Source organism: Mesorhizobium sp. P3_A2 (genome assembly GCF_056403115.1).
Genome location: NZ_JBFUGC010000015.1, coordinates 86,536 through 99,336, shown reverse-complemented (window position 1 = coordinate 99,336; position 12,801 = coordinate 86,536). Strand labels below are relative to the sequence as shown.

The window sequence follows — 12,801 nt, the reverse complement described above, 5'->3', positions numbered from 1 at the left end:
TCTTCCCTGTGTGATGACGTTTCGAGGAGACGCTAATCTGAAATCAGAAACCTCAGACGGCGTCCATCCCTGTTTCACCGGTACGGATACGAACGACTTCCTCGATGTTGGAGACGAAGATCTTGCCGTCGCCGATGCGCCCGGTCTGGGCGGCCTTGCGGATGGCTTCGATCGCGCCTTCAACCGCATCGTCGCCAAGCACGACTTCGATCTTCACCTTGGGCAGGAAGTCGACGACATATTCAGCGCCGCGATAGAGTTCGGTATGGCCTTTCTGGCGGCCGAAGCCCTTGGCTTCGGTGACGGTGATGCCTTGCAGCCCGGCCTCCTGAAGCGCTTCCTTCACTTCGTCTAGCTTGAACGGCTTGATGATCGCTTCGATCTTTTTCATGTAAAAAGTGGCCTCCACTGCCAAAAAGACGGGTTGTGCGCCCCGCTTGCGCCTCCATCAAGCACGAACTGTGCCAATTTCAGCCCACGAGAAGCGGTTTCGCGCAATTCCAATGCCGCGCCGGGCCGGGATGCACATTCGCGTCATCCACTGCTTCGGAAGCGGCGCGGGTGTTCGGAGCCTACACATTGCCGCTCCGGTCGTCTGCACGATAATTAGGCAGGTCGCGTATTTTGCGGGCGCGCGGATCCGTGGCGCCAGTCTGCGAAAGGATTGGCCGCACGCCAACTCAGCACCTGGCCGTTTGCTTCGAACCCGAAACTGGACAATGCTCAACCGGATAGAGGTTGGGCTTTGAACAAAATGCGGATCGGCAATTCATGAGCAACGAAGTGCTGTCGCCGGCCGAGATGGGCGAAGCCGACCGGCTGGCAATCGCGGCCGGTCCGCTCGACGGTTATGGCCTGATGCAGCGCGCCGGCGAGGCGGTCGCGGCGGTGGTGCTGGCGCGCTATCCCGCCGCAAGCCGTGTGCACGTGCTGTGCGGCCCCGGCAACAATGGTGGCGACGGCTATGTGGTGGCGCGGTTGCTTGGGGAAAGTGGTGTCGATGTCACGCTGTGGGTTTCCGGTGAGCCGAGGGCAGGCAGCGATGCGGCGATTGCCGCGGCCGAATGCTCGCTGGAACGCCGGCCCCTGGCGACTTTCGTCGCTGAGCCGGGCTCGTTGATTGTCGACGCTCTCTATGGCGCGGGGCTGTCAAAGGACCTCTCGGGTGATGCGGCGCGTGCCGTAGACATTGCCGCCGGCCTGTCTGTCGTTGCCGTCGATTTGCCTTCAGGTGTTTCCGGTGACAGCGGCCACATTCTCGGCGCGGCGTTTCGTGCCGACATCACCGTCACCTTCGCGCGCAAGAAACCGGGGCATCTGCTGTTGCCTGGGCGCGATCGATGCGGCGAGATCGTCGTCGCCGATACCGGCATTGGCGACGACATCATCGCACAGGTCGCGCCGCGCACATTCGAAAACAAGCCGGCGTTCTGGCTCGAGACGTTGCCGGTGCCGGCGGTCGATGCGCACAAATACAAGCGCGGCCATGTCGGCGTCTTCTCCGGCGGACCGTCGGCGACGGGCGCGGCGCGGTTGGCCGCACTTGCCGCTGCTAGAAGTGGAGCAGGGGCGGTGACCGTGCTGTCGCCTGCAAATGCCATGCAGGTCAATGCCGCGCATCTGACCTCGATCATGCTGCGCAAGACCGATGCTATCGAGGACGTGCACGACTTTCTCGGTGATCGCCGGTCGTCGAGCTTCGTCCTTGGCCCTGGCTTCGGTGTCGGCGACAAGGCGCGCGATTTTGCCCTCGCCGTGCTTGCCAGAAAACGGCGGGAAGGCGGTGTCGAAGGACTGGTGCTCGATGCCGACGGCATCACGTCGTTTCGCAATGCGGCGTCGACGCTGTTCGAGGCGGCCAGCAGGCCGGATGCGCCAGCACTGGTCATGACGCCGCATGAGGGCGAGTTCGGCCGGCTGTTCCCTGATATCGCTGATGACAAAAGCCTCTCAAAGCTCGCCAAGGCGCGTGCGGCCGCAGCCCGCGCCAATGCCATTGTCATCTACAAAGGCGCCGACACTGTCATCGCAGCCCCCGACGGCCGCGCCGCGATCAACGCCAACGGCGCGCCCTGGCTTGCCACCGCCGGTTCCGGTGATGTGCTGGCAGGCATCATTGCCGCGCTGCTGGCGCAAGGCATGCCGCCTTTCGAGGCCGCGTGCGCCGCGGTCTGGATCCACGCCGAAGCCGGCAGGCGCTTTGGGCCGGGACTGATCGCCGAGGATTTGCCGCTGGCGCTGGTGCCGGTGCTACGTGAATTGGTCGAAAGCCAGCCGGACCTTCTATGAGACGCCTGGCTGTCCTTTTCACCTCGCTCATCATGGCCGCATTGGCATCACACGGCGTGCGCGCCGAGCCAGTGACCATCATCGACGATCCGGCGGTGCTCGCCGCTCTCGATGCCAAGGGTTTTGGTTTCGCCGGCATTTTCGCCGTCGACGGCGAGAACGATCTGAAATCGCTCTACAGCGAGGCGCCGGCCTATCATGCAATTGTAGACATGGTGGCGGCTGACATTGCGGCCCTGCGCGCCGAGATGAAGGCCGGCGGGCGCACGCTCTATGAGGTGACCGACGGCAATGTCGGCCGCATCATGGACATGCGCTGGCTTCAGACCGAAGCCGCGCGCTTCCGCTTGGTCGGTGTCGTCAACCGGCTCGACCGGCGCGATTTCGCTGCGCTGCAAGGCGACAAGAGCTGTGGCGAGGTGCGGTTCATCTATCGCCTGGCCTATAGTTTTCGCAAGAACGGCAAGGTCCTGGCCTCGCGGCTGCCGTTCAATTTCAACGCCGTCTACAGCGTGGCGCCGGATCCCGATGGCGGCTGCGTCGGCGTTGCCGGGCGCTGGACGCCGCAACTCGATGAAAACGTCGATGCCGGCTGGCTGGCCGGCGGGCCGCTGGAACCGGAGGAGCTGACTTTCAAGCAGCTTGAACTCAACGCGCAAGTGGTGCGCTTTCCCTCGGGCCAGGAGACCGAGTTCGGCGGGCAGGCCGCCTATTTCATGCGCATCTTCGCCATCGATGGCGCTGCAATCAGTGAGAAGCCGCTGGAGAATACGCCTGACACTGCGCGGCTCTCGCAAGACGCGGCACTGAAGAAAAGGCTCGCCGACTATGTTAGCGCCAATGTCGCGGCGGTCGACCTCGGCGTCTACGAAATCCCCGACGAATTCCTGGCGAAGAAGATCATCTCGTGGTCGACCTTCGGCAGCGCCAGACAGGCCAATCATCCGTTTACCCCACTGTTCCAGCCAGGGGATTTCGCCGGCCTCGACTATGCGGCGCTGAAACTGGTGCGCACGCCGGAGGCGTTGGTCGAGCGGCTGGACAATGGCACTTGCCAGGGCTGTCACCAGGCGGGCTCCACGGCCGGCTTTCACTTCATCGGCCTCGACGACAAGACGACGTCGCCACTCAACCGCATCGAGGTCGGCATCTCGCCGCATCTCCATGCCGAGATTCCCAGGCGCCAGGCCTGGCTGCGCGCAACGCAGGAAGCCAAACAGCCGAACCGCTACCGGCCGCTGTCCTTCGCCCCGCCGGCCGCCTGGACCGATGCCGGCGATGTCGACTACACGCCGGCCGAGATGGCGATGCCGTGCCTGATGCCGGAGGACGCAAAACGCTTCGGCGCGACCTGGCAATGCGGTGGCGGCACCGTCTGCACGCCGCTGGCGACCGCATCAGGCGTGCGCACCACGCTGGCGCAATGTCTGCTGCCCAAGGACAGCCCAAAGATGTTCTCCGGCCATCCCTGCCTGACCGGCTCGATCGCCAGCAATGCGTCGCAGCCCTTCAACGACCGCTACAAGATCACCGGCCAGTTTGCCGCTTTCGCACCGAGCTTTTCGCGGACCGCCTACACTTGCCGGCCACCGAAGATCGGCGTGCCGGCAGGCATCGCCTACCGCGCCTGCGACGACAAGGACCGCAGCTTTGCCGCCTTCAAGGCGGGCAAGCCGATGCCGGATGAAATCTGCGGCCTGGTCGGCGGCAAAAAGTTCGACACCTGCGTGGCGACCAACAATTTCGACCAGTGTCTCGGCGGCGCGGTCAATCGCGGCAACCGGCCGGCATGCTCGGCCGATCATTTTTGCCGCGAGGATTACATGTGCCAGTCACTGCCGCCGGATACGCCGGGCGCCGCCAAGGTGAAGGGCATCGGCTTCTGCTCGCCGACCTATTTCATCTTCCAGATGCGCATCGACAACCACGCGACACCTTGGGCGAGCGCCACCGCCACCACCAGGGATGCAGGGTTCGGCGCGGCGGAAGAGGAGTAGGCCGCCGGTTTCAACGCTGCAGATAGTCTTCTATCTCAGCGGTCCATTTGGCGTTGAATTCCGCGATATGCCGTTCGGCGGCACTCGAAGTCACCAGCGTCGAGAGGGCGGTTGCCGCTATCGGGTCCAGATCTGGCGGCTGCGCGTAGCCAAGTGCGGCCAGCCTTTGCGCCCATGATGGATGGGTGGATTTTTCGGCGTGCGGGCTTTCCCACGCCTTGCGGGCAAAGGCATTCAGGCGAGTGGGCTCCCGCAACTCTCCGGCGGTGCTCAGAAGCCGGTCGAGCGGCGGTCGTGGCGCACGCAGCGCGCCCCGCAACTCATGTTCCAAAGGATCATAAACCCTTTCCCTGAAATGCGTGTCCGCGGCGCCGATGAGCAACAGAGCGCGGGCAGCTTGAGCCGCATCGCCGGAGGATGCCGCGTGCCGGTCCGCCTTGATTTCGGCATCGCGCGACAGCCGGATGGTTTCCCGTTCCAGGGATTGCGACAGCCAGCCGATGGCGGAATAGAGCAGACTGCCGGTAATCGTAGCGCCGGGCGGGGCGTACTCGAAGACAAATCCGAAACCGTTTTCGAACTCAGCCAGATTGAGGCTGCCATTGGTGTCTTTGTTGCGCACATGCGCGTCCTCATGGGCGAGGATGGCGGCAAAGGCTGTCTCATCGGTTACGGCCAGGATGGGAATGCCGACGGTCAGGAACAGGCGGTTGCCGAGAAGGCCAAAAAGCGTGCGCTCTTCGTGCACGCCGGCATTCAGGTCGTCCTCTAGTACGACAACCGTCCGTGCTGCCCGGCGCGGCCCGGCGACGCTCCGCCAGAGCGCCCACAGGCCAGGCGCCTCCGCTTCGCTGATGCCCTTGACCTTGCTGCGCCGAAAGCCGGCAAACAATGTGCCGAACAGGAACGCCAACGCGGTGGTCGCGATCGGCATGGCGACGAAACCGCTGGCAATGAACCAGATCGGATGGCTGTCGAGCAGGGACATCCAGACGCAGAAAATGATGAGAGCGGGGACAACGAAAAACAGGACCGCGAACCTGCCGAACCGCCGCCCGACGCTGATGATCAGTCGCGACATTGGAGACTACAGCGGGATGTTGTCGTGCTTCTTCCAGGGGTTCTGCATGTCCTTGTTGCGCAGCATCCTGAGCGCGCGGGCAATGCGGCGGCGAGTCGAGTGCGGCATGATCACCTCGTCGACATAGCCGCGCTCGGCGGCGACGAAGGGTGACAGGAAGCGATCCTCGTAAGCCTTTGTATGCGCTGCGATCTTCTCCGCATCGCCGATATCCTTGCGGTAGATGATCTCGACCGCGCCTCGGGCGCCCATGACCGCGATCTGCGCCGTCGGCCAGGCATAGTTCATGTCGCCGCGCAGATGTTTCGAGGCCATCACGTCATAGGCGCCGCCATAGGCTTTGCGGGTGATGACGGTGATTTTCGGCACGGTCGCTTCGGCATAAGCGAACAGCAGCTTGGCGCCATGCTTGATCAGCCCGCCATATTCCTGCGCGGTGCCGGGCAGGAAGCCGGGGACATCGACAAAGGTGACGATCGGGATCGAAAAGCAATCGCAGAAGCGCACGAAGCGCGCCGCCTTGCGGCTGGCGTCGGAATCGAGCACGCCGGCCAGCACCATCGGCTGGTTGGCGACGAAGCCGACCGTTCGGCCCTCGACGCGGCCGAAGCCGGTGACGATGTTCCTGGCAAAGTTCTGCTGGATCTCGAAGAAATCGCCTTCATCAGCAACTTTGAGGATCAGCTCCTTGATATCATAGGGTTTGTTGGCGTTGTCTGGGATCAGCCGATCGAGCGACAGATCATGGTCGGTGACCGACTGGTAGCATTCGATCTCGGGAAGCTCCGACGTGTTGGAGGCCGGCAGCAGATCGACCAGCCGGCGCATCTGAAGCAGCGCCTCGACGTCATTGTCGTAGGCACCGTCGGCGATCGAGGACTTTGTCGTGTGGACGGAAGCGCCGCCCAGGCTTTCGGCGGTCACCGTCTCGTTGGTCACGGTCTTCACCACATCCGGCCCGGTGACGAACATGTAGGAGGTGTCGCGGACCATGAAGATGAAGTCGGTCATCGCAGGCGAATAGACATCGCCGCCGGCGCATGGGCCCATGATGACGGATATCTGCGGGATGACGCCGGACGCGAGCACATTGCGCTGAAAGATCTCGGCATAGCCGCCAAGGGCTGCCACGCCTTCCTGGATGCGGGCACCGCCGGCATCGTAGAGGCCGATGATCGGCGCGCGGTTGCGCAGCGCCATCTCCTGCACCTTGATGACCTTCTCGGCATGCGCTTCTGACAGCGAACCGCCGAACACGGTAAAGTCCTTGGCGAAGAGATAGACCGGGCGACCGTTGACGGTGCCCCAGCCGGTGACGACGCCGTCGCCGGCGATCTTGGTCTTCTCCATGCCGAAATCGGTCGAGCGATGCTCGACATACATGTCGAACTCCTCGAACGAGCCTTCGTCGAGAAACACCTCCATGCGTTCGCGGGCGGTGAGCTTGCCCTTCTTGTGCTGGGCATCGATGCGGGCCTGGCCGCCGCCCAAGCGGGCGATGTCGCGGCGGCGCTCGAGTTCCTTCAGCACGTCCTTCATCTCTCGGTCCCCAGAAATGGAAGCTGTCTTTGTGGTAATGGTGCCTGCAGGCGGGCGCAAGCGCCGCTTTCGCCTTCGATTTTGTTGCACTGCAACATGACGCCCCTTGCATTCCGGGACGAACTCAGCCATATGCAGCCCATAGGCGCTTGGGCCGGGAGATTCCGGCCTTCTCGACAAATGAGACTGGTTGCGTCTGTTTTCCCTCTTTCCGGTTGAACGGCAAGGTGGCGGAAAAGCCCCGTGGCATGATGCCTGCGGGCACGACAGCGCAGCCGAGTGGACGTTACCGTCCGCCCGCCTTGTCGTTTCATATCAAATTTTTCGACGGCAGGTTGCGCCCTGCCGCCATCGATGTTTGCGGCTAAGGCCGCGTGAAAGAAGACTATTTTGACCAACGAAAACACATCAGCCGGTAGCAACACTGCGGCCGGTAACACTGCGGAACTCACCGGTTTCGCAGCCCTTGGTATCACCGGCGCGCTGCTCAAGGCGACGCACGGCGCCGGCTTCACCGAGCCGAAGCCGATCCAGACGCAGGCGATCCCGCCGCAGATGGAAGGCCGTGACATTTTCGGCATCGCCCAGACCGGCTCCGGCAAGACCGCGGCCTTCGCGCTGCCGATCCTGTCAAAGATCATCGCGCTCGGCACCAAGCGCCGGGCCAAGACCACCCGTGCGCTGATCCTGGCGCCGACGCGCGAGCTCGCCGTACAGATCGAGGACACCATCAAGATCCTCGCCAAGGGCGCGCATGTCTCGACCGCGCTTGTGCTTGGCGGCGTTTCGCGCTTCAGCCAGGTGAAGAAGGTTGCGCCCGGCGTCGACATCCTGATCGCCACGCCCGGCCGTCTGACCGACCTGGTGCGCGAGGGTGACCTCATTCTCTCCGACACCAAATGGCTGGTGCTGGACGAGGGCGACCGCATGCTCGACATGGGCTTCATCAACGACGTCAAGCGCATCGCCAAGGCGACCGCGCCCGACCGTCAGACGGTGCTGTTCTCGGCCACCATGCCCAATGAAATCGCCGAGCTGGCGAAGGGCCTGTTGAAGAACCCTATCCGCGTCGAAGTCGCGCCGCAAAGCACCGCGGCCGCCGAAATCGTGCAAGGCGTCGTCTTTGCCCGCACCAAGCAGAAGCGCCAGGTGCTGTCGTCGATGCTCGCCGACGAAGCGATGAGGTCCGTCATCATCTTCTCGCGCACCAAGCATGGCGCCGACCGGGTGACCAAGGACCTCGAGCGCGACGGCTTCAAGGCCGCCGTCATCCACGGCAACAAGTCGCAGAACGCCCGCCAGAAGGCGCTCAACGATTTCCGCGAGGGCTCGGTGCGCATTCTCGTGGCCACCGACATTGCGGCGCGCGGCATCGACGTCCCCGGCATCAGCCATGTTGTGAATTTCGACCTGCCGGATGAGGCGGAAAGCTATGTCCACCGCATCGGCCGCACCGGCCGTAACGGCATGGACGGCATTGCAATCACGCTTTGCGATCCTTCGGAAAACAGCAAGCTGCGCCAGGTCGAGCGCATCATCCGCAGCAAGCTGCCGATCGTTGCCGACCATCTCGGCAGCCCCGATCCGGTGCGCAATCCGGCTGAAAAGAACGAGCGCTTCGAGCCGGCCAACGATCGCAACGACCGCAATGGCCGTCGCGACGGCAGGCGGCCCGGTGGCCAGAACAACGGCTTCGGCAAGAAGCGTTTTGGTGACAAGCCGGCCTTTGCAGGTGCAGGTGAGCGCAAGCCGGAAGGCGCCAAGCCCTTCAAGGGTAACAACAAGCGTCGCTTCGGCGGCAAGCGGCCCGCGGCGCGGGCTGCCTGATCGACAATCGGCCAGGCGCGTCGCGCCTGGCTTGATTGCTGACTGTTGAAATGAGGACGGCCCGAGCAATGCTCCGGCCGTCCTTTTCGTTTTGCGGCTACTCGGTAATTGCTTTCACCCAGACCACAATCCGCTGCGCCAGGAATGCCGTGGTCGACGGCGACAGCGCGTCGCCGGCAATGACGTGGTTGTCGGGATCGCCATTGTCGTCGACCGGCACCAGTTCGTGCGCGGCGCCCCAGCGGCCGGCGATCTCGCGGGTGCGGTCTTCCCGCACCACGCTGTCTGAATCAGAGAAGATGAACAGGGCCGGTATCGTCGCTTTCTCCACCGGTGCTGCGTAGGCAAGCTCGGTCAATGCTGCCATCGGCAGTACGGCCGCCATCGGATAGGTGTGCGTCCAGAGTTTCTCGTGCAGCGCATTGCGGGTCGGAAAGCTGCGCTCCTTGCCGCCGACGAGTTCGGCGATCTGCCTGCCCCAGGGGATGGTCAACAGCTCGGCGCCTGAAGCCCTGACACCGAAATTCGGCGAGATGAACGCGATTGCGGCGACGCCGTCCGATGCGCCAGGCTCCGTCGCCGCCCATGCCGCCAGCGAGCCGCCGGTCGAGGTGCCGATGACGATCACCTTGTCGCCGATGGCCCGGCCAATGGCGAGCGCCTCCTCATAGTCGTTGATCCAGGCATTGACACTGCCTTGCGTCATCGCCGCGCCGTCCTGTCCGTGGCCGGTGAGGCGGGTGTAGAAAAGGTTGGCGTCGAGCTGGTCGGCGACCTCGTCGGCCAGCGGTCGAACCTCGCCCTTCGACGCCGAAAAGCCGTGGATATAGACGATCGCCAGCGGCGTCTTGGCGTGAACCATCGGGTCGGCCCAGATGATTTCTTTCTCAAGCCCGTCGCGGATGTTGGGCACGGCCGCCTCTTCACGCGCCAGATAGGCCTGCGGATCATCGCCGATCACTTTGGGATCGAAATGGATCGTGGTGTCGACGGGAACGCGCGGACCAAGCAGGACGGCCAGGATGAGGATGACGACGACGCCCAGCACCGCAAGCACGATCCGTCGCCCCATCGCAGACTCCACGCAACAAATCTCAACCTATGGCGGCTGCTGCACCCAAGCAACAGCCGGCCTGTGGACAGCTAGAGCGGTTCACCGTTTTACGGAAACGGTGAACCGCTCTAGCTCTTTGTTTTTACGCAATTCCGGACGGAAAACCGCTCACACTTTTCCTGGAATTGCTCTAGTCGTTCGGCGGCTTGCGATCGAAATTCAGTGGCCGCCCCTGCCAGCGGGTCGCGGTACTGATGAACCAGCGGCAGACCGGCCTCGGCAGCAGCGCCAGCAGCTTCAGCCCCCAACTCAGCCGGCGCGGGAAGGTGACCTCGAAGCCGCCGGACTCGATGCCGCGCAGCATGCGTCGCGAGGCGCGGTTGACCGGCATCAGTCCCGGCATCGGCAGCATGTTCTTTTCGGTCAGCGGTGTGTCGATGAAGCCCGGATTCATCACCTGAACGCGAACATTCATCTTGTCGAAATCGTATTTCAGCGACTCGGCCAGGATGTTGATCGCCGCCTTCGAACCGCCATAGGCCGCCGTGGTCGGCCAGCCGAAATAGGCGGTCACCGAGCCGACAAGCACGATATGGCCGCGCGCGCGGATGCGCATGCGCTCCATCAGCGGGACGAGACCATTGATAATGCCGAAATAGTTGACCTCGAAGGATTGGCGAAAGTCGCGGACCCTAAGGTCTTCGCCGGGGGTGGCGATGTAGTTGCCGGCATTGAAGACCGCGAGCACGATCGGGCCGAGATCCTTTTCGATTGCCGCCACAGTGCTTGCCATGCGCGGCTCGTCGGTGACGTCGCAGGGATAGGCCACCACGCGTCCCGGCATCTGTGCCGTCTCGACGATGAGCGTGTCGATCGGATGCTCGTCAAGCGCGCTCACCGCGACGACGAAGCCCTTTGCCGCAAGGTCCTTGGCCAGAGCACGGCCGATGCCGCTGCTGCCGCCGGTGATCCAGGCGACGCCGTGCTTCGGGTTGGCCCGATATAGTGTCATGCTGCGCCCTGCCGATCTGTCATCAGTGCTCTAGCGGTGAAAAAATCGAATGAAAAGAGTGCTTTTCCGCACAAGGTTGAAATGATCTTCATCGCGCGCCATCCGGCGGCAGGAGATTGCAGTACCCGAAATGCGACTGGACCAGGCGAATTCTTGCCTTGAAACGCAAGCTTCGGGTTTCTAGGGTCTCGCCGCAGCTACATGAAGGAATCCCGGATGCCCCGTTCTGTGATCGAAGCGATCGGCAACACGCCCCTGATCCGGCTCAACAAGGCTTCGGAGCTGACCGGCTGCGAGATTCTGGGCAAGGCCGAGTTCATGAATCCGGGCCAATCGGTCAAGGATCGCGCTGGCCTGTTCATCATCCGCGACGCCGAGCAGCGCGGGCTGTTGAAGCCGGGCGGCGTCATCGTCGAAGGTACGGCCGGCAATACCGGCATCGGCCTGACGCTGGTCGCCAAGGCGCTGGGCTATCGCACCGTGATCGTCATTCCCGACACGCAGAGCCAGGAGAAGAAAGATACGATCAAGCTGCTTGGCGCCGAGCTGATCGAGGTGCCGGCGGTGCCTTACAAGAACCCCAACAACTATGTGAAACTGTCGGGGCGGCTGGCCGAGCAGATGGCGCGTTCCGAGCCGAACGGCGCGATCTGGGCCAACCAGTTCGACAATGTCGCCAATCGCGACGGCCATATCCGCACCACGGCGGAAGAAATCTGGACGCAGACCGGCGGCAAGGTCGACGGCTTCGTCTCGGCTGTGGGTTCGGGCGGAACGCTGGCTGGCGTCGCCTTCGGGCTGAAGGCCAAAAGCAAGGACGTCAAGATCGCGCTCGCCGATCCGCTCGGCGCCGCGCTCTACTCCTACTACACCAGCGGCGAATTGAAGTCCGTCGGCAGCTCGATCACCGAAGGCATAGGGCAGGGGCGCATCACCGCCAATCTCGAAGGGTTCACGCCGGACGTCTCGTTCCAGGTTCCGGATGAGGAAGCGCTGCCGATCGTCTTCGACCTGATCCAGGAAGAGGGCCTGTGCGTCGGCGGCTCGACCGGTATCAATATCGCTGGCGCGATCCGGCTGGCGCGCGAGCTTGGCCCCGGCCACACCATCGTGACCATCCTTGCCGACTATGGCACGCGTTATCAGTCGAAGCTGTTCAACCCGGAATTCCTGCGCGAGAAGAACCTGCCTGTGCCGGGCTGGATGGATGAGCGCAGCACAATTTCGGTGCCCTACGAGAAGGTCGCCTGATGGCGCACAAGACCGAAGCGCTGTTTCGCGACGACGCCTATTTGAAGACGGCCGAAGCCATGGTGGTCGCGATCAACGAGCGTGGCGGCATCATTCTCGACCGGACGATCTTCTACGCCACATCGGGTGGCCAGCCCGGCGATACCGGCACATTAGAGCGCGCCGACGGCAGCCGCATCGCTATTGCCGCCACCATCACCGGCGAGACCAAGGACGAGATCATCCATGTGCCGGCGCCGGAGCAGCCGGTGCCGGAGGTTGGCGAACGGATAAAAATCGCCATCGACTGGGAACGGCGGCATCTCCTGATGCGCATGCATGCCGCCTGCCACCTGCTCACCGTCGTCTGTCCGTTTCCGATCACCGGTGCTTCGGTTTCCGAGGATGACAGCCGTGTCGACTTCGACGCTCCCGATGCCGGCTTCACCAAAGAGGATGTCACCGCCGGGTTGATGGAGCTGGTGCGGGCCGATCATCCGATCTTCATCAGGCTGATCACCGACGAGGAACTGGCGGCCAATCCGGGCCTGGTGAAGTCGAAGAATGTCCGCCCGCCGGTCGGCACTGGCAAAATCCGCCTGGTCTGCATCGGCGACAACGCTTCGGTCGACAGCCAGCCCTGCGGTGGCACCCACGTCAAAAGCACCGGCGAGGTCGGCGAGATCCACATCGGCAAGATCGAAAAGAAGGGCCGCGAGAACCGGCGTTTTCGCATTCGCTTCGGACCGATGCCTGTGGCTTGAAACCAAGA

The 12,801-nt window shown here is 63.3% G+C and carries 10 protein-coding genes; 5 read left to right on the top strand and 5 right to left on the bottom strand.

The annotated features are described in order from the left end of the window. Positions 1-52: 52 nt before the first annotated feature. Entirely contained in the window at positions 53-391 is a 339-nt protein-coding gene (locus AC1DXM_RS27790) for a P-II family nitrogen regulator (protein WP_006205430.1), read from the bottom strand. 380 nt (positions 392-771) lie between these two features. On the opposite strand from AC1DXM_RS27790, the gene AC1DXM_RS27785 reads away from it, so the two are divergent. Beyond that, complete coding sequence (locus AC1DXM_RS27785; RefSeq protein WP_477238166.1) at positions 772-2,289, top strand: NAD(P)H-hydrate dehydratase; 1,518 nt, start codon at positions 772-774, stop codon at positions 2,287-2,289. After that, positions 2,286-4,286 carry a hypothetical protein gene (locus AC1DXM_RS27780; RefSeq protein ID WP_477238164.1) on the top strand — a complete coding sequence of 667 codons (2,001 nt, stop codon included), beginning with the start codon at positions 2,286-2,288 and terminating at the stop codon, positions 4,284-4,286. The genes AC1DXM_RS27785 and AC1DXM_RS27780 overlap by 4 nt, the downstream gene beginning before the upstream one ends. Before the next feature lie 10 nt (positions 4,287-4,296). Here the strand turns inward: AC1DXM_RS27780 and AC1DXM_RS27775 are convergent, their stop codons facing one another. Together AC1DXM_RS27775 and AC1DXM_RS27770 are read right to left on the bottom strand one after the other, a co-directional pair. Then, the gene (locus tag AC1DXM_RS27775; RefSeq protein ID WP_477238162.1) at positions 4,297-5,367 is read right to left on the bottom strand and encodes a M48 family metallopeptidase; all 1,071 of its coding nucleotides are present in this window, start codon (positions 5,365-5,367) and stop codon (positions 4,297-4,299) included. 6 nt (positions 5,368-5,373) lie between these two features. Further along, positions 5,374-6,906, bottom strand: a complete 1,533-nt coding sequence (locus AC1DXM_RS27770; protein WP_477238160.1) for an acyl-CoA carboxylase subunit beta — start codon at positions 6,904-6,906, stop codon at positions 5,374-5,376. Between the two features lie 390 nt (positions 6,907-7,296). Between AC1DXM_RS27770 and AC1DXM_RS27765 the strand changes: the two genes are divergently transcribed. Continuing rightward, positions 7,297-8,733, top strand: coding sequence for a DEAD/DEAH box helicase (locus AC1DXM_RS27765; RefSeq protein ID WP_477238158.1), 1,437 nt, complete (start codon positions 7,297-7,299; stop codon positions 8,731-8,733). Positions 8,734-8,830: 97 nt separating this feature from the next. On the opposite strand, the gene AC1DXM_RS27760 is transcribed toward AC1DXM_RS27765, so the two are convergent. Together AC1DXM_RS27760 and AC1DXM_RS27755 are read right to left on the bottom strand one after the other, a co-directional pair. Then, positions 8,831-9,805 carry an alpha/beta hydrolase gene (locus AC1DXM_RS27760; protein WP_477238156.1) on the bottom strand — a complete coding sequence of 325 codons (975 nt, stop codon included), beginning with the start codon at positions 9,803-9,805 and terminating at the stop codon, positions 8,831-8,833. A 172-nt stretch (positions 9,806-9,977) separates the two neighbouring features. Next, entirely contained in the window at positions 9,978-10,799 is an 822-nt protein-coding gene (locus AC1DXM_RS27755; RefSeq protein ID WP_477238154.1) for an SDR family oxidoreductase, read from the bottom strand. Between the two features lie 216 nt (positions 10,800-11,015). Here AC1DXM_RS27755 and AC1DXM_RS27750 point away from each other — a divergent pair, with 216 nt between their 5' ends. Next, complete coding sequence (locus AC1DXM_RS27750) at positions 11,016-12,050, top strand: cysteine synthase A (RefSeq protein ID WP_477238152.1); 1,035 nt, start codon at positions 11,016-11,018, stop codon at positions 12,048-12,050. Then, entirely contained in the window at positions 12,050-12,793 is a 744-nt protein-coding gene (locus AC1DXM_RS27745; protein WP_477238150.1) for an alanyl-tRNA editing protein, read from the top strand. Before AC1DXM_RS27750 ends, AC1DXM_RS27745 begins: the two co-directional genes overlap by 1 nt. Positions 12,794-12,801: the final 8 nt, after the last annotated feature.